11 protein-coding genes and 1 pseudogene are annotated in these 21,839 nt (G+C 59.1%); 9 read left to right on the top strand and 3 right to left on the bottom strand.

The window, feature by feature from the left end:
- The first annotated feature begins 1,185 nt into the window (after positions 1-1,185).
- Positions 1,186-3,345: an RHS repeat-associated core domain-containing protein gene (locus tag AC1DYM_RS20345; protein WP_477341463.1), complete on the top strand. Its 2,160-nt coding sequence runs from the start codon at positions 1,186-1,188 to the stop codon at positions 3,343-3,345.
- Positions 3,330-3,749, top strand: coding sequence for a hypothetical protein (locus AC1DYM_RS20340; RefSeq protein ID WP_477341461.1), 420 nt, complete (start codon positions 3,330-3,332; stop codon positions 3,747-3,749). The genes AC1DYM_RS20345 and AC1DYM_RS20340 overlap by 16 nt, the downstream gene beginning before the upstream one ends.
- Before the next feature lie 159 nt (positions 3,750-3,908).
- On the opposite strand, the gene AC1DYM_RS20335 is transcribed toward AC1DYM_RS20340, so the two are convergent.
- Positions 3,909-4,984 (bottom strand): IS3 family transposase gene (locus AC1DYM_RS20335; RefSeq protein ID WP_477341459.1). Its coding sequence is split into 2 segments (ribosomal slippage): positions 3,909-4,726 and positions 4,726-4,984, totalling 1,077 coding nucleotides; the frame shifts between segments, so codons are not numbered across the junction.
- A gap of 506 nt (positions 4,985-5,490) precedes the next feature.
- Between AC1DYM_RS20335 and AC1DYM_RS20330 the strand changes: the two genes are divergently transcribed.
- From AC1DYM_RS20330 to AC1DYM_RS20300, 7 genes and pseudogenes are all read left to right on the top strand, one after another.
- Positions 5,491-8,805 carry a DEAD/DEAH box helicase gene (locus AC1DYM_RS20330; protein ID WP_477341457.1) on the top strand — a complete coding sequence of 1,105 codons (3,315 nt, stop codon included), beginning with the start codon at positions 5,491-5,493 and terminating at the stop codon, positions 8,803-8,805.
- 310 nt (positions 8,806-9,115) lie between these two features.
- A complete protein-coding gene (locus tag AC1DYM_RS20325) occupies positions 9,116-10,027 on the top strand; it encodes an RHS repeat-associated core domain-containing protein (RefSeq protein ID WP_477341456.1) in 912 nt (303 codons plus the stop codon).
- Positions 10,028-10,789: 762 nt separating this feature from the next.
- Positions 10,790-16,288 (top strand): RHS repeat domain-containing protein, encoded by a 5,499-nt coding sequence (locus AC1DYM_RS20320; protein WP_477341454.1) that lies wholly within the window; start codon positions 10,790-10,792, stop codon positions 16,286-16,288.
- 178 nt (positions 16,289-16,466) lie between these two features.
- The gene (locus tag AC1DYM_RS20315) at positions 16,467-17,471 is read left to right on the top strand and encodes an RHS repeat domain-containing protein (RefSeq protein ID WP_477341452.1); all 1,005 of its coding nucleotides are present in this window, start codon (positions 16,467-16,469) and stop codon (positions 17,469-17,471) included.
- Between the two features lie 92 nt (positions 17,472-17,563).
- On the top strand, positions 17,564-17,896 hold the full coding sequence (locus tag AC1DYM_RS20310) for a hypothetical protein (RefSeq protein ID WP_477341450.1): 333 nt from the start codon (positions 17,564-17,566) through the stop codon (positions 17,894-17,896).
- Positions 17,897-18,003: 107 nt separating this feature from the next.
- Positions 18,004-18,162, top strand: a complete 159-nt coding sequence (locus AC1DYM_RS20305) for a hypothetical protein (protein WP_477341449.1) — start codon at positions 18,004-18,006, stop codon at positions 18,160-18,162.
- A 192-nt stretch (positions 18,163-18,354) separates the two neighbouring features.
- Positions 18,355-18,740 (top strand): annotated as a pseudogene (locus AC1DYM_RS20300) (transposase); the annotation flags it as partial.
- 266 nt (positions 18,741-19,006) lie between these two features.
- Here the strand turns inward: AC1DYM_RS20300 and AC1DYM_RS20295 are convergent.
- Positions 19,007-20,287, bottom strand: a complete 1,281-nt coding sequence (locus AC1DYM_RS20295; RefSeq protein WP_477341447.1) for a hypothetical protein — start codon at positions 20,285-20,287, stop codon at positions 19,007-19,009.
- A gap of 55 nt (positions 20,288-20,342) precedes the next feature.
- Positions 20,343-21,839 (bottom strand): hypothetical protein (locus AC1DYM_RS20290; protein WP_477341445.1); only part of this gene is annotated, 1,497 nt, incomplete at its 5' end.

Raw genomic sequence — 21,839 nt, 5'->3', positions numbered from 1 at the left:
TGGTGTCGGGCCGTTAGGAGTGCACATCTCATCCTTGCATGCGGCAAGTAGAAGGGTCCCGGTAGAAAACGCCCACTCACTGGAGTCACCGCGATATGGCTGCAACAATAACTTCAAGTCGCAAGTTCCATCCGACCTTAGCCGAACGGTCATCTGCTCCCAGGACTTTGCATCCCAATGGACATTGCGCTCGTACGAGACTGCTTCCACCGTATCCGCGAAACCATTGCGGCAGCCGGATGGCTCGAAAACAACAAGAATCGAGGTAGGGTAATTCATGTCCCTGAGCACCCACGCGCTTCCAGGAGGATCGTCGCCTCGCATGCGTTCGCGGTCAGTGATCTCGACACTGCCGGTTTGGATGCACCAGGCGCGCTGTCTTATCTCGCAGGAAAAAGGGACCGACGCCGCTGAAGCAGCAGCGTGCTGAGCGGTGGCACCAAGCACAACTGGTCCGGTAAGCACGCAATTCGCGATAGTGGCGACCGCGAAGAAGACTTTGAATTGCTTCCTCATTAACATCCTCCCGTGGCCGCCTTGACACCTGGGGCACAGGTGTTCGTATTGGTGGGTGCTGTGAGTATCTCGCGCATTGTCTGATCATTCGCGGGTCCGTTAAGGTTATACATTACACCTGAGGCGCCCGGCGCATCTTGCTTCAGCTCATTCCCGTTCTTGTCTATGCCGGTGGCATATTGGTCACCTGGTCCGCCTACATGCCCCGCGAGTTCATGCGCGACGCTATCCGGTGTTGCTGCGTAACGACCCGTGCTCGCAATTTTTACGTGGTCGCCGCCAATCATGTTCGTCTCAGCGCGACCTGTTCGTGTGACACCCTGCGTGTCTGTAACGAACTCGAGAAAGTTGGTTTGTCCAGTGGCCATGGAACTTGCTCCAGACACCTCAACTGCCTGGGCAGTGACCGCAACCGCAGTGCCATTTATCTCAACGGTCCTAGAGAACCTCTGACTGATGGCCGCGTTGATTTGAGCAGAAGACATATTTGCGTGGGCACCACCTGTCTCGCCGATAATGTATGGAACGGTATACGTCACCGCGTTCGTTGCCGTCCAAAAAAGCTGGGCGGCCTTTCCGTCTGAGTCAATTCGTGACACGGGATTTCGGTTGGCGTAAGCATAGCGGTTGAAACTTGCTAGCTCCCCGGGTTTTCCCGTCTTCGGATCGATGCTCGCGTTTGACACCGCCGACGGTTACGACGCCGAGGGACATCCAAATCACAGTGCTGACGCCAAGGGCGTCCAGCGAAAGCTTGGCTACGACGCGCTCAACCGGCTGGTCAGCACCATCGACGACTACAACGGGTCCAACACGGCAACCGCCAACACGCAGACGGCGTCGACCTATGACGCAAGCGACAACCTTGAAGCGGTCAGCGACCCATCGAGCCTCAGCACCGTCTATGACCACAACGGGCTCGGGGATCTCACGGGTATCCACAGCCCCGATACCGGCACGACCACGTTTACAGTGGACGCGGCTGGAAACCGGTTGACCCAGGCGGATGCCCGGGGCGTGGTCACGACCTACACATACGACGCCTTGAACCGGCCACTGTCGGCGTCCTACAGTGACGCAACGTTGAATGTCGCCTACCACTACGACGAGGCCAATGCGGTCACCGGTTGCGCTGCGTCATCCCCCGTCGGACGGTTGACCCGGATTGTTGAAAACGCGGTCACGACCACCTACTGCTATGACCCGCGCGGGAATGTTCTTCAGAAAAAACAGCTCCAGGGCGCGGCCACCGACACGGTTGCCTACAGCTACACCCTCGCCGACCGGGTGTTGACCGAAACCCGCCCGAGCGGGGCCGTGGTGCGCTACGGTCACGACGCTCTGGGGCAGGTCAATGACGTCTGGGTGACGCCAGTGGGCGGCACTGAGCAGGCTGTGGCCACTGCCATCGCCTGGCTCCCCTTCGGTCCCGTATTGTCGTACACGCTCGGCAACGGCCAAAGCGTTACCCGGACGTACGATTCGAACTACGCGGTGACCGACATCGTGTCCCCAGCTCTCGAATTGCACTTCAGTCGGGATGTCATGGGCAACATCACCGGAGTCAGTGAGGCGAGTGGCGGGTCGGCAAGCTACGGCTATGACCCGCTGTACCGTTTGACGTCGGTCAATGATGCGAGCGGGAATGCTGTTGAGGCGTACACCTACAACCAGACCGGCGACCGCACGAGAAAGACCGGTCCGGGCCTGGCCAGCGGGACCTATACCTACCAGGCAGGCACGCATTGGTTGACCTCCATCGGCACGGCCTCGCGCACTTACGATGCAAGTGGCAACACCACGGGGAATGCATTTGCCGGGAACGCGTGGGGATACGGTTACGATGGACGCAATCGCATGACTGTGGTTCAGGAGAACGGAACGACGGTTGGTGAATACGCTTACAACGCCAATGGGGAACGGGTCCTGAAGGCCGCCGGCACGGTTTCGACTCGTTTCGTCTATGGGGAGGGCAGCCAACTGCTCTCTGAGCTTGGTGGGGCGACGGAACGGGACTATGTCGCCATCGGTGGCGTGCTCGTGGCGGTGGTCGATGCGGGGCCGGCGGAGTCGGTCGCGTATGTCGCGGCGGACCCACTCGGCGCCCCGCGCGTAGTCACGTCCCGCACGGGCGCGGTCGTTTGGAACTGGCCCTACGCACTGAACCCTTTTGGTGAGAACGGCCCGGTGTCGCCATCCGGTTACGCCCTCAATCTACGGTTGCTGGGACAGTACGCCGACGGGGAAGCAGGGCTTGAATACAACGTCTATCGTAGCTTTGACGCAGCTACGGGCCGATACCTGCAAAGCGATCCGACTGGCCTTCGGGCGGGCGTCAACACATACCTGTATACGGGCGCCAATCCGATTGCGTACGCAGATCCTCTGGGATTATGCCCGGGAGACACATGTTCTCCCTCGGGTACGGCTCCCCCGCCTCAGGAGTACGAGCGACGTGGGCAAACAGTTAGCAACGTCACTTACGCTCCTAATCCTTATAGTCCTGGCTCATTGGGAAGCGCCGGCGGTACGGGCTACAATCTAACTACTCTCTATGATTTCAGGCGCGGCGGCCCCTTGGATGCGCAAGTTCGATACGGCGGGTCGCACGAGTATGCCAACTATGTATACGGGGTATACCTTAGTGCTGCAGGATGGACTTTGCCTGAAATACTAAGTTCGGCAGATGCATATGGAGAGGCTAAATCTTCTTACAAGCCTAATATAGCGATGAGTAAGCTATATCCGCACATTCCGGAATCCAATGTGGATAACATAATTCGCGGCTTCCACGATCAAAAGGTCGGAAATCTATGTACCGTCCGATGAAAGGCGATTCAACGTTTCGCACCGCGTTGGCAACATCAATTCGACTGGCTCCGGTTCTGATGGGACTTCTGTGCGTTGGCTGCGGCAAGGACTCCGCGGTCATTTGGCAGGCCAAACTCAGGTCACCAGATGGGAGTAACGTCGCAGTTGCGGAGACGACCCAATATAGTGGTCCAGGAAATGCGGGGGTCTTTACTTCGGTCGATATCGTCCGCGTAGACGCTGAAGGTGAGCCAGTACATATTCTGGTGCTGGAAAATCCTTCCGCAGCAGCCTCAAGTATTCAGGTTTCCCTCAAATGGCCGGACGAAAATCACCTGGACATCGAGTATGCGGCAGACGCGAAGCTGAACTTCAGGGCTAACCTGTATGGAAGTATCGAGATCACGTCGCATCCGCGCTAGCGATATGGGCATTTTCGGTAAGTGCGCCGCCAAGCCAGCAAGGCGGCCCGGGTAATGCGGCCATTGTACTGAGGTCAAGCTGTGTGGCAGGACGCGCCATACTCGGTGTCCATCCGACGTCCCCTCGCCTTCAGTAGCGGTCCGATCTTGAGTCCGGAATTACTGTAACTGTTTTGCGTAGGCGGCGGGCGTCAGCCCGCCCAGTGCTTTTTTCGGTCGCTCCTCGTTGTATTCCCGGCGCCAGTTTTCGATTTCGGTGCGTGCGTGCAGAAGGCTGGGAAACCAGTGCTCGTTGAGGCATTCATCGCGCAGCCGTCCGTTGAACGATTCGATGTAGGCGTTCTGGTTCGGCTTGCCGGGCTCGATAAGCCTCAGTTGCACGCCACGGTCGTGAGCCCAAGCGACCWTGGCCTTGCCACAGAACTCCTTTCCGTTATCGCTACGAATTACCCTCGGTAGGCCGCGCGTGACGGCTAGGCGATCCATGACGCGCGTCACGCCGATGCCCGAGATGGCTCGCTCGATTTCTATGGCAACAGCCTCATGCGTCGCATCGTCGACGAYCGTCAGGCATTTRATGACGCGSCCCTCGGCGGTGCGGTCAAACACGAAATCAATCGACCAGACCTCGTTCGCAGTCGCCGGGCGAAGCAGCGGCTGCCTTTCCGCCGGCGASACTTTCTTTYGTTTGCGCCGCCGCACCTGGAGGCTGGCCTCCTGGTACAGGCGCTCGACCCGCTTGTAATTCACGGCGTGTCCGGCCTRGCGAAGCTTCAGATAAATCATGCCCACGCCATAGCGTTTGTGGCGATTCGCCAGCGCGCCGATCATCTCGCGGAGTTCGACGTTGCGGTCGGGGCGCGGCTCGTAGCGGTAGGCGCTTGCGCTTATGCSGGCAATCGCCAGCGAACGGCGCTCGCTCAACTCTCGGCCGACTAGATAGCGCACCAGCTCACGCCGGTCCGGTGCGCTCACCATTTTTTTCGTAGGGCATCCTTGATGACCTCGTTTTCCAGAAGCTGTTCGGCCAGCAGCTTCTTCAGCCGGCCGTTCTCAGTCTCMAGGTCCTTCAGCCGCTTGGCCTCCGGCACGCTCATGCCACCGAASTTGCTCCGCCACAGGTAGTACGAGGCCTCGCTGAAGCCGTGCTTGCGGCACAAGTCCTTGACCGGTATGCCGGCCTCGACCTCACGCAGGAAGCCAATGATCTGTTCTTCGGAAAAGCGCTTCTTCACGTCCAATCTCCTTCTCGTGGGGGATTGAACTCGAAACCGGGGCACTACTCAAATTTGGGGGGGACGTCGCAGGCACCCTAGATTCAAGAATGTGCATTTTCGGCAAGAGTGCTCGCTGGACGCTCTTGTTGTGTCGCATAAGCCATACAGAAACGTCGCTTCCTGCCGACGTATATATACGGCTTCAAAGGAATCGGGGAAGGGCGGAGAGGGTATCCTCGCAGGCCGCCGTTATTTCCGGTTTGCTCGGCCATGCTGCTGTGATTCGCAATGCGTTCCGAACCTTTATTCGCATTTGTCGTGACCGCGGCATCTCAGCATTACGGACGAGACGCAGGTAAACGCAAATGGATGCTCGCCCATACTTCACCTGGCGTATCGACAAATTAGAGTCGCTCTATCACTCAAAGCTAGGCGATCGACACCTCGCCCAGGCCCTTCTTTACGAATTGAAACATAGGCACACCGATCGCGCGGCAGCCCTGCGCTCGGAAGTGGAGAAAGCCATGGAAGACTACGATATCGCCAGCACGCCGCAAGTCGATGCCCCGGTGTCACCCCCGCGCCGACCCATGCCGCAGGTGAACAAGGAGCAGCTGTCGTATACGGGAACGCGCAATGCCCCGCCTGCGATTATCGCAAGCTGGATTGCCCTGGAGACGCTTTCTCCCCAAACGTACCGGAAGCCGGCAGACCTGTCGGGCGGCGACGCCAGCCGGGTCGTCGGTCTGGAGAAGGGGCTTCCGTGGATACGGCAGGAGCGTTCGCGTCCAGGCTATCAGCTCTACTATCAGCTCATCCTGGGATCCATTCCAGCGGATCGGGCGACGTCCGAACTGAGCCGTGTTTTTGGTATCGACGAGGAGCGATCCTCGCGTGAACGCGAGAAGGCGTCCATTGCTGCCGTCCTCGTTGATCGGCATGGGCTCCTCCTCGAAGAAAATGGCGTAGCCATCTCAAGCTTTGCTTGGGCTCTGCCCATTGCTCTATCGGGCAAGTTGGCCAGCCTGGGATCTTGGGACACCGTTGAGCGCGACCTAGTCGTCGGCCTGACCAAGGTGCTGACGACGCGCGACCAGGATGGAAAGCTCTTGCCGCTGACTGACGCCACGATCCGCTCGGCCTTTCAGTGGCTTCTGGATTCGCTCTCGTTGCCTGATGGTCTCTTCGAGGCGCCGAGTTTTGCGATCCGCGTATTTCATTCCATCAAGGCAAAGGGGCCGCCCGAAGTCGATCTCCTGAACTCGTTCTTCCTCTCCGACCTCTCTCGAGCCGCCTCACTAATGGAGAGGAACGGTGCTGGGAAGGCACTGGCGCGCTACATCGGAAAGGAAGGCGTTGAGCACAGCACTAACCTGCTTAAGAAGCCCGCGATCATTGAAACCCTGATTGCGCCGTCAAAATTCCCTCTCGCTCGTTGGCCGGCTCCAGGTGGACATCCACTGGTGACGCTACAGCAGGCTGCGGTCAACGCCGCAAGGTCGGAGTTGTCGGGCGCAAACGCAGGCATTGTCGCGGTGAACGGCCCGCCGGGCACGGGTAAGACCACCTTATTGCGAGACATTGTTGCGGCGTGTGTCCTGGACCGCGCCGCCGCCATGGTCGCATTTGAAGACCCGCAGACTGCGTTCGTCGCCTCAGGGCAAAAGATATCGGCCGGCGGAAACGCGGTCCTGCACCTCTATCGCATTGATGACACGCTGAAGGGACACGAGGTACTGGTCGCTTCGAGCAATAACAAGGCCGTTGAGAACGTTAGCAAGGAACTGCCCGCTGCGTCGGCCGTGGGTAGCGACATTCGTTATTTCAAATCGGTCTCGGACCGGCTTCTATCCAAGAAAGAGGCAGATGGAACGCTGTCCCCCGGTGAAGACACCTGGGGATTGATCGCCGCGGTGCTAGGTAACGCGACCAATCGAAGCGCATTCCAGCAGGCCGTTTGGTTCGACAACGATCGAAGTCTGCGGCTCTACCTGAAGGCGGCCAAGGGTGACTCGGTGCTTCGGGAGATAAAGGACGAAGAGGGGCGCGTCATTCGGCGCGAGACGCCCTCGGTCGTCGTTGAGGAAATGCCCCCGTCCCCCGAGCGGGCTAAGGCGCAGTGGACGAAGGCTCGAGCAGCGTTTAGGGCGATCAAGGTCGAGGTGGAGGCGGAGCTCCAGAAGCTGGAGTCGGTACGTCATACGTGTTTGCAGCTATCGCCTGCGCGTCATGCACACGAACAGGCAGACGTATCGTGGGTACAGGCTCGGTCGGTGCTGGTAACAGATCGGGCCGCGCTCGCTGAAGCAGACGCCACGGTTGCGCGAGCGATTTCTGACAGCGAGGTTGCGTCCGGGCGGGCGCAACGCTCACGCCTGGCAAAGCCGGGTTGGCTCTCGCGCCTCTTCCAGACTAAGGCGTTCCGCCGGTGGCAGGCTGACTACGCCCCCATCGAGGCCCTATGGCGAGAGTCGGACCGCACACTGGCACAAGCCGTTAAGCGTCAGTCCGTTCTACGAAACGTTGTCAGCAAGTCCGAAGCCGGCCTCGCCTCGGCGGAAGTTCTTGCGACCACTCGAAGACTAGCGGTCGAGCAGTTGGAGCGAGCTATAGCGGGGCACCGCGACCTCTTGGGAAATCGACTGGTCGATGAGGGGTTCTTCGACCAAAGTCACGAAGCATGGAATCTGACGGCCCCCTGGGTTACGGATGTAATACACCGTAAGCGCGAGCAGCTCTTCGAAGCCGCCATGGACGTGCATCGCGCCTTCATCGGCGCGGCTGCGCAACGCGTCTCGCATAACCTCGGTGTGCTGATGAATGCGATGCAAGCGGGTGTATTTAAAGATGAGGCAAAACGTGTTTTGCTTGGCGATCTCTGGTCGACTGCCTTTCTGGTAGTGCCTGTATTTTCGACCACGTTTGCGTCAGTGGCTCGCATGCTGGGTGATCTCCCGCCGGCGAGTCTGGGATGGCTTCTGATCGACGAGGCCGGCCAGGCGACGCCCCAGTCAGCGGTCGGCGCAATCATGCGTACCAAGCGCTCGATCGTCGTCGGCGATCCGCTGCAGATCCCGCCTGTGGTCTCATTGCCTCAGCGGCTTGTAGTGGAGGTGGCTCGGCACTTCAATGTCGATCCCGATCGCTGGCTGGCGCCGGATGCCTCGGTGCAGACGGTGGCTGATGCCAGCTCTCGCTATCAAGCTGAGTTCGGTGCGGATGTGGCTGTCAGGGAGGTTGGGATCCCCTTGCTCGTCCATCGTCGCTGTCAAGAACCGATGTTTGGCATGTCGAACCAGATTGCCTATGACGGACAGATGGTTCACGCGGCTGGGAGTGCCGTTGCCGGGCTAATTGCCCAAATGCTGGGCCCATCGTGCTGGTTCAACGTCGACGGCGACGCCGAATCGAAGTGGTGTCCTCAAGACGGCGAAGTGGTTGTGACGCTGCTGAGGAAGCTAGCCACTTCCGGCATTCGGAAGCCGAGCCTATACATCATCACACCCTTCCGGATCGTCGCCACGGAGTTGCGCAGGCGCCTCGAGCAGGAGCCAGAGCTATTCGTCCAGCTTGGTATTTCGGACTTGCGCGAATGGCTCAGCGATCGTGTCGGCACAATCCACACCTTCCAGGGCAAGGAGGCCGAGGCAGTCATCGCCGTACTCGGGGCGCCAAAGGCCGCACAGCAAGGCGCAAGACGATGGGCAGCCGGCACGCCGAACATCCTCAACGTGATGGTGTCGAGGGCGAAGAACTCACTGTACGTGGTGGGGTCACGTGCGGCCTGGGGATCTGTCGGCTACGCGACGGAGATTGCCGGCCGACTGCCCATTCGTTGAACGGCGGTCGGGCGCAGATGTTGGGTCCCGAAGACTATGCACGAGCGATGGATGCCGTGGCGCGCATTGGCGACATGAGGCGCGAGTCGACCGGGGACACGCGGAAGCAGATGGCTGGCGGCCCGACGCTGTATGCGTTTTCGGCAATCGAAGCAGACCCTCTATGCCGTCCGTTGACATGAATTTGCGGCTAGCGTAGGTTTTTGCGATCCGGCTGGGGAGCCGGAACAGGGGCAAAGGAATGTTTAGTTGGATGACAGGCGGCTCTCGGTGCCAGCCTGTGCTCGGCCCGTCCGCAAGGATGGGTCTCGTGTTCGGACTTCTGCAAGTGGCCAGCGTCAGCAACGCGTTCGCGGGTTCGACGGTCACCTACTACTACTCCGATCTCCAAGGCACGGTCCTCGCCACCGCTGATGCAGCGGGCGCGGTCGTGGCGACCAGCGACTATCGGCCATACGGATCGCCATCGCTGGGTGCGAGCCCGAACGGACCGTCATACCACGGCTCTTTTTCCGATGCCGATGATGCGCTCGTTTACATGATGGCGCGGTATTACGACCCCGACACCGGCCGCTTCCTGAGTACTGACCCTCAGGCGACGGAGATGAATCAGTACTCGTATGCATCGAACAATCCAGTCGCCATGAGAGATTCGACTGGTCTGTATACATGCACGGCCTCAGATGATGTCTGTGACAAGGTCGAGAAAGCGCTGCAGGAAATTCGCAGTGCTGCCGCTGCGAAACAGACCACAGACCGTACCAAGGGCGCTCTGGTTCATGTCCTTAGCGCGTACGGCGCCAAGAATGAAAGAAACGGCGTATCCATTACTTCCAATTCCTCGGCGAACCCTGCTGTTACCACTTTCAACGACGACAAGACGTCCACCGTCAACTTCGACATGGCGAGGATAGACGAAGTCATCGGACCGAGCGGGCCGGGATACGACAGTGGTCTCGAGTTTGCGGCGGCAGTCGTGCACGAGGGACAGCACCTCTATGACCAGAGTAGTCGAATTTTCGATTTGCATTATCGGTCGGACGTGGAATTGAGCGAGAAGCATGCGTTCAATACACAGGGCTTGTTCAATGAAAGCGTGCGGAACATCTCTGCCTGGCACCTGTGGCAGCCGGGCATGTCGCCTGATGACATGAGCAATGCCGTGCACTTCATGGGACAGAAGGCGGCTGACGAGCTCTGCAAGCGGCGTCAATGCAAATGACGCGCCGGAGACTCATTTGGGTACTTGGTTTGGTCACCACTTTGGCTACCTCTTTGCCACAAGCAATGGCTCAGAATCCATCTCCTCCCAAAGTCCTGAGCGATGCGTTTGCCAATCTCGACAAGGTGATGGGCGACCACGCTGATGACCCTGCTTCGTCTAGGTGGACACCGCTTGGCGGACTGATGGTCCTGGCCCCGCGAAGTGGTGGTCGGATACAACTCGCCGGCTGGACCGAGAAAGGTTCGACAAGGCCAGCGTACGGATTGGCGAGCGACAATTTGCAGGGAGCATGTGAGGACACCGGCAGAATCGACCGGTACAAGGTCGGGGGCACCTGGTTTTCGTTCAAGGTTGTGTGTGTCGGGGGCAAGCGGGTCCTTTCGCCCCAGAGCGTCGCCGGGAAGAACGGTCTATACGCCGCCATGCGAAAAGGTGGGAATCTGACCATTGAGTCGGGAAAGGGCTGGACAGCCGATTTTGACTTGCAAGGCGCGCCGGTTGCCGACGCAGTGTTGAGCGTCAAGGCAGCCGATGCTGYCATGCCGGAAAGACCGAAGACGGCACATCCAGCGCCTCCAGTGCTGTGAGCGACGCGGCTTCTACGATGGTCTGACATTTCGTTAAAGAGGGACAGATGCGCGACGCGTCGGTGCGCGTCGCAGCATCGGTCTGGACGCTTGCACCGAAAGAAGGCCTCGGAAACACCACTCAATGGCCTAAGAGGCCGGGTTTACAGGGGACAAGGGAATGATGTTGACGATGCAAGACACGGCCTTCGGTCGTGTGCGGCGTGGTGTAAGTATTTCCAAGGCTCTATTGATTGCCACTGCGTTGGCGTCAGTGTCTGGGCCCGTGTTGGCGCAAAGCAGCGCGCAGCCCGAGGATGAGTACAAAAAACTCATCCAGGTGTCTCAGGACATCCAGCCCCTGGGTGACAACCCCTTCGGTGAGCGCATCGGCCTTTATGACGGCAGCCTTTCCTTCCGCCAGGTTGACGTCACCGTCACCGGTACCGGGCCAACCATCACTGTCGGTCGGGAGTTCCTTCTCCACAGCATGGACGACAGACCCGATTTGCAGGACCGCGCCTTCGGCGACTGGGACATTGAGCTCCCCCTCATCACCACGACCACCGCCAACCAAAACAACGTGCAGGGTTGGCTTGTCGCCTCCACCAATCCCAAGACCATCTGCAGCAATTTTCGCGCGCCTCCGAGCGTGGCCGCGCCAGGTGGGGATTCCGCACGCGCGGACTGGGAGCCGGCATCCTGGTGGACCGGCTATCAGCTCCACATTCCCGGTGAAGGAAGCCAGGAGCTGCTGCAACGGTCGGCGGAGAACACCGCTACGCCCGGAGTCGGTGGACTGGCCTACCCGATTGTGACCAAGCAAGACTGGGCGGTCGGCTGCCTCCCCCAGGCAAGCAATGACCCAACGACCGAAGGCTTTCTGGCAGTTGGCCCGGACGGGACGAAGTATTGGCTGGACCACCTGTCTTATCGCTACATGCCAAACATCACACGCCCCCTCGACGCGGGTCCGGGGGACCGGGCGGCGAAGACCGATGGCACGTTCAAGCCCATGGCACTCGACGGCGATCTGTTGCTGCGACGGGAAGGGCGCATGCTTGTCACTCGGGTCGAGGACCGGTTTGGCAATTGGATCACCTACGCTTACAACGGGGACCTGGTAACCGACATCTCCGCGAGCGACGGTCGGCATGTCACCATTGCCTATGACGCCGGAACGCCGCGCGTCCATGGCGTCACCGTGCAGGGCGGGGCGGCCGGAACGCGAACCTGGACATATGGATACACGAAGCAGGGCGCACTCGACACGCTGACTTCCGTGACACAACCCGACGGGTCGGCTTGGGCGTTCAGTCTTGGCGACCTTGGCCTGCACGCGTGGGTCGACATGAGCGTGTCGGCAGGCACCTGTGACGCCGTCGGGACACCGGGAAATATGGGTGTGTCGTATACAGGCAGCATCACCCACCCCTCCGGCTTGACGGGAACATTCGTTGTCACACCTCTCAAGCGCGGCCGCTCGAACGTGAGTCGCGTGTGTGCCGCCGGGACGAACACATCCCCGAGTCCCAGCGGGCCGGGCACCCACGCCCTGATTCCAAATGCGTCCTACGGCATGGGCATTACCCAAAAGCAGGTCTATGGCGCAGGCGTTGCCACACCGGCGCAGCCGCAAACCTGGAACTATGCCTACTCGCCGTCCAACGAGAGCTGGTCTATCAACTGCACCAGTGGATGCCCCAACACGGTCTCGACGACGGTGACGTATCCTGACCTGCATGCCGAGCGCAGCACCTTCAGTAACGTCTACGACTGGTCCGAGAGCCTGCTTCAGTCGGAAGAGGTTTTTGATGGGGCCGCAGACAGCACTACCCGTCGTCGCCTCACTGAATACCATTACGTAAATCCCGAAAAGAACCTGGACGGCACGAGCAAAGACGTTCGTGCGGCGGCGTACCCACAGTACTGGGGCTTTCCCCCGTCCACCCGGGTCAACAAGGCGCAGTACCGGCAGCGCTTTCCGGTAGGCACTCAGGTCGTCACGTCCGAGAATGACACCTATACCTGGAATGCGACCGCGTTCAACGCGTTTGCAAGGCCGACTCAAATCCAGCGCAGCAGCTCCTTGGGATACGCTGTCACTGAGAAGACAACCTTTCAGGAAGACTCTCCGGACTACGCCCCGGCTTTCTTCGCACGCTGGGTATTGGGCATACCCCTGCAGGCTGAAAACCTGACTGAAGGGGTTGTCGTCAGCCGAAACGTCTATGAGCTGACCAATCTCACGCTTTCGCAGCGCTACAAGTTTGGACGGAAAGTCGTTGACTACACGTTCGACGGGCAGGGCGAGCTTGCGACTTTCACGGACGGCAATGGCCACACCACCGCGCTTTCGAACTACAAGCGGGGCATTCCCCAGACCATCACCTTTCCTGCAGCCCCGGTGGTGACGACGCAGAGCCTGCAGGTTGACGACTTCGGTCAGATTGCCTCCATCACCAACCAGGTGGGCGCGACGACGACCTACGGCTACGACGCCATCGGTCGCGTCGCCAGCATCACTTATCCGGCGGACGATTCGATTCCCTGGAACACGAAGACCTTCAGCTACGCCTTTGGCGGCGACGCCACCCGTGGATTGCCCGGTGCGCACTGGCAGCGCTCGGTCGTCCAGGGTGCCAAGGTCCAACTGACCGCTTTCGACGCCATGCTTCGGCCGGTGATTGATGACACGTACGGCACCGATGGGACGCCGTCGGCAAGCACGCGGACCGACTACGACTGGAAGGGACGAAAGACATTCCGTTCGTACGCGTATCCGCGCAACGGCGATGGCACGCTGCCCGCACTGGCCGCAATGGATTTTGGTGTCGCCGACCGTTATGACGCACTGGGTCGTCCGAGCCAGTCCTTCCAGCACTCCGAGCTTGGCGACCTGTATACCGCGACCGAGTACCTGCCGGGGGGTGAGAAACGAACGACGGATCCTCGCGGCAAGAAGACCTCGGTGTGGGGACAAGCCTTTGATCAACCGTCCTATGAGAGCGTGACCCGCGTCGTGGGCGAAGAGGGTGTCGAGCAAACCATCAGCCGCGATACCCTGGGCAATCCGAGGTCGATTAGCCAGGCTGACGCTGGCAAGACGATATCGAAGACGATGACCTACGATGACGACAAGCGTCTGTGCCGGTCGTTCGAGCCGGAGTCCGGCAGTCAGATCATGGACTACGACGCCGCCGACAATCTGGTCTGGAGTGTCTCCGGTGCGTCATTCAACGACGCAGGCTGTGGTAGGGACCAGGTGACCGAGGCCGCCAAAACCGTGCGCGGCTACGACGCGATGAACCGCCTGACATCGGTCACCTACCCGATGGGCACCCCGGCCAGTACGTTCTCCTACGATGCCCTGGGGAATCCGTCGGGTTCGACGGTTGGCGACAAGGTGAACTGGACGTTCGGTCACAGCAAGCTGGGCGTGCTCACTGCAGAGGTGCTCGCCGTCGACGGGTGGAACTGGGCACTTGGGTATGAGTACGACGGGAACGGTGCCTTGAGCAAGGTGCACTATCCGAACGGGGACATCCTGCAGTACCACCCCGATGCGATGGGCCGCCCGACGTCGGTGGAAAATTACGCAACGTCAATCGCCTATTTCCCCGACGGTGACGTGGCATCTTTCAACCTCGGCAATGGTGCCGTGTACTCGGCGGAGAAAAACGATCGCAAATTACCCAGCAACTTTACTTACGCCAAGGGTGGGGTCCTCAACGTTAGCGAGGACTTCGTCTACGACCCCGCCGGCAATGTTGCCGAAATCAATGACGTCGCAGGAAACGGGCAACGCAGGAAGGTGATGACCTACGACGGTCTCAATCGCCTGACTTCGGCAACCGCCGACAATCTCTGGGGCAGCGAAACGTACACCTACGACACGCTCAACAACATTCGCAGCATCGTCAACAGCAGTGGCGTTAACACGTATACGTACAACGATTCCAACCTCCTCACGTCAATCAGCAACGCGTCCGGACAGGTTCACGCATTCACCTATGACGCTCGCGGCAATACCGTCGTCAAGGACGCCAAAACGCTGACATTCGACGACGCAAACCGGCTTGTGGCCACCGCAGCGAACGGCGGGACTTATCTGTACGACGCCGCTGGACGTCGCGTCGAGAAGAAAACCCCCTCGGCCACGACCTACTACGCCTACAACAGCGCTGGTCAGCTGATGTTCGAGTACGACAACGGATCGACCAATGGTACGAACTACGTCTATCTCGGCAAGAAGCTCATCGCGAGCTCCAAAGCGACCAATTCGGTCGTTATCGGCGCCATCGACCAGTTTGTCGCCGGGGCGAGCGCGTCGCTCGGCGGATGGGCGTGCTCGACCGGTTTGCCGACGTCGCTAGACGTCCGCCTTTACGCCGGCGGCCCAGCGGGGACCGGAACAGTTGTGGGCGTGTACCACGCCAACCTGGCCAGTGAGGCGGCCCTACAGTCGCAATGCCGCTCGACGGGCAGTGCGTACCGTTTCAATATCACATTTGCTGAGGCGGACCGCATCGCACATGCCGGAAAGCCCCTGTATGTGAATGGCATTTCCATCACCGGTGGCGCAGATGCCCAGCTCACCGGGTCCGGGACGTTCAACATGCCAGCGTCCGTTCGGGCGCCGGTGCCGCCTGCGTCGACAAGTGCGGCACTGTCGGGGGACCTTGCGACCATTTCCGTGAACTGGTCTGCGACGGCCAACACCACGAGCTACAAGCTCGAGCAGCAATACAACGGCAGTGCAACATGGACTGCCGCTTACACCGGAACGGCGAGGGCGACGAACGTCAGCAACCCCGCCGACGGGACCTACGTGTTCCGTGCGCGGGGTTGCAATGCCATTGGTTGCGGGGACCCGACGGCGTCAAACACCGTCACCGTCGCGCACATTCCGCCAGCTCCGTCCGGCGTCACAGTGCCCGGGACTTCGACGGGCGCCGTGCCTGTCAGCTGGCCGGTGGCGCCTTATGCGACCCTCTACCGTCTCGAGCACACCTACACCGGTGCCTGGACCGAGGTGTACGTTGGCGGGGCAACGTCTGCCACGATTAACGAGGGTGTGTCAGCCGGGTGGTATTACCGGGTGCGGGCCTGCAATGCAAACGGCTGTAGTGGGTACACGACAAGTGCGCCCGTGTCCGTTCTGCTGCCGCCCACCACGCCCCCGACCCTCAACGGCGGTGGGACGAGCACCAATGGCGCTTACGGCCTCAACTGGTCGGCCTCTCCAGGGGCAACGGTCTACAACCTGCTCGAGAACATCAACGGTGCAGGTTGGACGGCAGTCCAGTACTCGGCATCACAATCCTGGTCTACAGCAGGACGGGAAAACGGGACGTACTACTACCTTGTCCAGGGCTGCAACGCATCGGCATGCACGAACTGGAGCAATCAGGTTGCAGTCACCGTGTCGAACATTCCGCCGACGCCGCCGCGTCCGACTGCGACCGTCCACGTCGTCAATACGCAAAAGCGAACGGTGAGGGTCGACTGGGCTGCGCAGCCCTATTCGACGCGCTACGAGCTTACGGAAAACAACGTCTTGGTCTCTAGCGGAACGGATTTGTTCTACAGCAACCTGCAGACGTCCGGTTCTCGCCTCGTCTACGTCGTTCGTGCATGCAACGCGTCGGGTTGCTCTGGGTGGAGTCCTTCTGTCACGGCGAACCCTTGATGTGTTCGCCTCGCGTCGTCGGATGGTCCGGCGGCGCGATTAGCGACTGCCGTGTGTCCGGTGGCGAGCGCGAGATGGGAAGGAATGTATGAACACGCTCATCTTGTGCCGCCCATTGGGACCCAAAGGGCGATGCAAGGCCCAATCCAGCCAAACAATCCAAAGTCAGGCTACTACCATGATGAAGCAAATTTTGGAGCGGACCAGGCCTCGCTCCATCGGTGCCAAGGAATCAGGTTGGCCTTTGCGCAGCGCGTCGCGTCGTATTGATGTCTTCCTGGCAGTTATTGGTTTCACCCTCGCATTTGCCCAGGCGGCATCCGCTGCGGCAACGGTGACCTATTACTACACCAGTCCCCAAGGGACGGTTCTAGCTAAGGCTGATGCGGCCGGCAATATCATCAGCAACGCCGACTACAGGCCCTACGGCAGTCAGGTGATCGGCTTTCCAGAGATCGGACCAGGCTATTCGGGTCACGTGAACGACCCGGACTCAGAGCTCGTCTACATGCAGGCGAGATACTACGATCCCGCGGCGGGTCGCTTCCTCAGTCGTGATCCCGTTATGCTCAAGGCTGGCGATTCTCACGGATTCAATCGCTACAGCTACGCCAACGACAACCCAATAACGAACATTGATCTTGATGGACGCTCCTCTTGCCCTGGTCAAAGCAAGTTTGTCTGCATTCAATCTGACACCTACAACGCTAGCCGGTCGGCTGGAGAGACAGTTCAAGCTTCGCCGACGGTTCGTGCCGCCATGGTATCGGGCATGGGTACGGTGAGTGTTAGTGCAAAAGAAACGAAAGAGAAAATCGGTTTCATCAAGCGGGACGCCAAAGGAGAACTCGGCGCCATAGCGTCAACCGACGCTACTACCTCGAGTAGTCGGACAACCGACTCCGCAACAGCAGCAAAGCCGGAGGATGCTGTTGCTGTCATACACGGTCATATTGACGGACGTTCCGACGGAGTAGTCAGCCCTGCAGACGCTCGGCCCCTCGCACAGGGTCTTCCGAACGGCGTAGTGAGCGAGGGACGAGTTGGCGTGACGGAATTGGTGAATGGCAGACTTCAGTTCCAGATGTTGGAGGGTCGTATGTCGGTACATGAATCGGATGCGCTTCAAAAAAGTTTGGACAAGCAGCAACTTGGTCCTGACTTTTCGAGCCCGGAGAATTGACGATGCGAGCACAGGTTTCACTACTGACAGCGTCACTATTATTGTTTTCGTGCTCCATCCCTGCCGTTGAAAGTCAGGGGGCGATCACTCGTATGGAAGATGTTATCGCGCACCCCAACCTGTACAACGGGAAGCGAGTCACGCTCAACGCGTGGATTACTCTCCGTGGTGAGGACCAGAACCTTTGGGCAAGCTGGAACGACCATGAACGTTGGGAGACCCGTAAATGCATTTCGTTGATGAACTACGACGTGCTCTCGGGCAAGGCTTCGCTGCTCGACGGCCGCCGTGTGAAGGTGACAGGAATCGTTCGAAGCGACGCCAGCGGAAGAGGTGCTGTTATTCGTCTCGCCGCGTGTCGCGATCTTGGTCTCGAACTAATTGATGCTACGTCAGTCGAGGTTGCCGACCCTGATGGAAAGTAGTGTACGAGTTCCCTGTGGTGGAAATTACTTACCCCCTGATAACTGGCTCATCCTAAAGTAGAGGCCTCGGCCGTCTGGGCCCCCGTTACCTAACGAGGAGTCAGCGCGTGATGAAGTCGCGTCTTGCCGAGGAGCTGATGGCCTACGCGCTCAAGCAGGCCGAGCTGGGCACGGCGGTCGGCCAATTGCGACGCCACTTCCGGAGAAGCTTCACGAGCTGCATTCAGCAGACACCCCTGCGGATTGCTCTTCCGGAGCTAAAGTAGGATACGGCTTCCGGTTGCCCGGCAAGGCGCTGAGCCGCCCCCACGAATAAAGTCCCGGCGCATAATGCCGATACGTAGGTGCTCCCTCCGCCCGGAAGGAGCGCCCAGGTACCCAGGGTGGGTGCGACGTCCCCCCAGATTTGAGTAGCGGCCCGGTTTCGAGTCCAATCCCCCACGAGAAGGAGATTGGACGTGAAGAAGCGTTTTACCGAAGAGCAGATCATTGGCTTCCTGCGCGAAGCCGAGGCTGGCTTGCCGGTCAAGCACTTGTGCCGCAAGCACGGCTTCAGCGAGGCCTCGTACTACCTTTGGTGAAGTAGGTTCGGCGGCATGAGCGTGCCCGAGGCTAAGCGACTGAAGGATCTGGAGTCGGAGAACGGGCGCCTAAAGAAGCTGCTGGCCGAGCAGCTTTTGGAAAATGAGGTCATCAAGGAAGCCATGCGAAAAAAATGGTGAGCGCACCGGACCGGCGCGAGCTGGTGCGCTATCTGATCGGCCAGGAACTGAGTGAGCGCCGGTCGCTGGCGATCGCCGGCATGAGCGCAAGCGCTTACCGATACCAACCGCGGCCCATTCGTCCAATTCATGGTGTTCCCCCAGTAAAGTCAATGTCTGGCGCCCAGGGGCGCCGTGAGAGCGTTGCGCGGATGTTGTCACAAGACTCTACGAAAAAAGCTCATTCGGCCCGTAACAACATGCCAGGCATCCGTCGCTCGTCAGAACATATATCCACGTGTGCATCGAGGGGCCGGGATCGGCAGCAGCCCGTCCCGGCTATTTCCTGATGCTGAATCTGGAGTAGCTCTCTCAGGCGAAAACGCCCAGAAGACCAGCGGGCAGGTGCCTAACCAAGTCCTCGCTCATCACGCTCGACCGGCTTGTTGTTAGCGGCGAAGGTCATGAAACCCAGAAAGAGCAGATTGACGAAAATTGCCACGATATAGATCGGCGAGTTGTCTTTGGAAAATCCCGCATTGGGAGGCCCTTGCTCCGCACCCGCGAGGGACAGCGGGAGACCCGCAACGAATTTCGCCAGGTTGAAAAGTAGCCCTCCATAGGGGTCTTGGGACGACGACGAATGGCTGGGCTCAAGCATGTAGATAACGACAGTGAGGCCGAGAAACGCCAGATAGCCGAAAAAGTAGGCCATCGGCCAACCCACGGCACAGCCGTCATTCCACGCCCGCCAGCGCAAGAATACGCAGATGGCCATGGCTCCGATGACAGCAACAAAACTAACGCCTGAGTTGCTGGTTGCCCAGTCGACCAGGGTCGGCTGGCATGTGCGTGACTCTTCGCAGGTGGTGCTGGCGACCAGCGCCGCCGCAGCGTTATCGATGGCGGCGGTTTCTTCCGGTGTTGGAGGCGCCGCTGGCTTGAAGATGGCGACGTGTCGCAAGGGTGATCCCCCACTCACCGTTGCTCCGATATTCGTGGTTATGTCGGCGCCTTCCTTGAAGCCCAGCAGTGTTTCCACTGCCAGCGTAGAGTCACGTACGACAACACTCTTGCAAAGCGCCGGCACGCTCGAGTGCGGAGCGATCTTGAGCGACCCACACGACAGCGAATCACCCGCGACCATAACGTCCAGGGAGACGTCGAGTGGAATCTCCAGACGGTTATTAACGGTTATCGCGAGCCAGATATCACGAAAGGACCGACCGCCGACACCACCAGCCGCATCGCCCCATAGCCCGGGAGCGATGGTGACGCGCGATGTGGCTTCTGGCGAAACGTTCCAGGCAGCGTCAGGGAGGTCCTTGCGCGTCGCATCGACCACCAGGCTGTCGACGAGGAATTGATGCATCGCCTTGAACCAGGCTTCGTCGCGTGACCAGGGGCCGCGTGAGGCATCCAAGACCTTCTGGGCAGGAACGTGATGTCCGAGTAAAAGTTCAAGATTGCGAAACCGGACGTACTTTCGCAAGCCAAAGTCGGCATCCATGTCGTGCTCCTGTTTGAGCGCCGATGCCACTGCCAGTGCCTGGATAGGGTCTGTCGGCACAGGCGCCTGCAGTAAACGATGTGACAGCGACGGCATGCCAGAGCTGCGCACGGCGTCGGTATGGAGCGTAGCGATGAGGAACATGATCGCCGGGGCGATGGCGTGGAGCAACCTTTTCATGCAATCGGCTTCCCTGTTTGAGCAGCATGGCAGTGCAGTGATCGATCGAGCGTGCTTAATCGAGTGACCATTCCGTACGGTAGCGATATGGAAAATTTTCGATAAACTCTGCGGAGGCCGCTCTGTCGGCGCTAACAATCGTGGCCACGAATGGACGGGCATTCGCTAAAATCGCAAGCGGTGCGGCGGTCAACGCGTGCGCCGGTGTGTGATTTGAAAAAAGCGTGATCACGTCAAGGTCTGGATGTTGGTGCTTGCCGAAGGGATTGGCGTTGAACGCATTGAAGGGGGCCGCAAGCTCTTGAGCCGTGTGTGTGTCGGAGTTATAGGTTGATCCGTGATGCRGTACCTGAAAGACTCCGAGTGAGTTGACACGAAAGCGCTTGATATGACGTACAAGGGCGTCGACCGCCGGTGCTCCCTTTAGATTTGCGTCTCCGGTGAGTAAGATTCCGTTTCCATTGGCTGCCTGCCCTGATCGTCCTTCTAGAATGTCTTCATCGCATAGGATTTGGACTGCAACATTCGCTTGGACGAGGCTGACTCGCGGGCAAATTGCTCCCATATAGATCATGAGCGAGATCGCGTTTTTTTCCTTTGCATTTAATTTTCCGCGATCGGAATGGGCCGTCTTCGATGCTTTGATGGATGTTTTAGGAGCCATCTGACTCTTCTTGGCTGCTTTCGCCGCGGCCATTTTTTCGTATACATCGGACTTTAGCTTCTCGATCGCGGCCTGGATCTGCTCTTTCCTTACGCCGATTTCTTTTTTTGCCAGTTTGGACGACGCCTCGGCTGACTTAACGGCGTTTGCCAGCGCCTTCCTTTCGATTGACCAGGCGTTGTCAGTCCGTGTCCGCAAACCCTTTTCGGCATGGGATCTACTCGCGGAAAGCGCGTTTTCGGCGTCGATAACCGCCGCTCTAGCTTTCAGTTCGCTGTTTTCGGCAAGCGAATGATTTTCCGCGGCCTTTCGGATGTCACTTAAAGCGCTTGCGAGGTCCGCATGATCGACATAGTTAAACGCAAGCGTGGCCGAGGCATCGCGGTCGATATACGGAATCAACTCCCACGCGTTAGCGTACGTGACTGGAGTCCCGCTCGAAATAAGATAGACCGTCGTATGAAAAACACCAGCTCCGAAGCGTTGATTTGTAAGTTCTGGATAATCTTGCGAGCGCATGTCTCCGAATGGCCTTTCCGGATTTCGATTAATGATTTCGTCCTGATCTGGCGGTTCCTCTTTGGCAGGTTCGACGAATATGAGCTCTGACGTCTCGCCACCTCTCGCGCGAAAAAACTGGATTGGATCGTCAGCTAACTCGATGAGCTYCGCAGATCGTTCGAATGACTCGTCGGACAGACTCTGAAGGATGGCTACCAAACGGACCAGCCTTGGAAGATGCGGCATAAATATACGTTTAAATTTGTATCGTGAGAGGAGGGCGGGTAGGCCGCTGATGTGATCTTTGTCAAAATGTGAAAGAACAAGAATGTCTAGTTCGACACGAGACGGTGCGGGGCTCGGCCACGTGTCCGAGAGGTCATGCAC

This window comes from Luteibacter sp. P1_D3, from assembly GCF_056406135.1.
The sequence above is the reverse complement of the archived record's forward strand: the minus strand, read 5'-3'. Positions and strand labels throughout refer to the sequence as shown.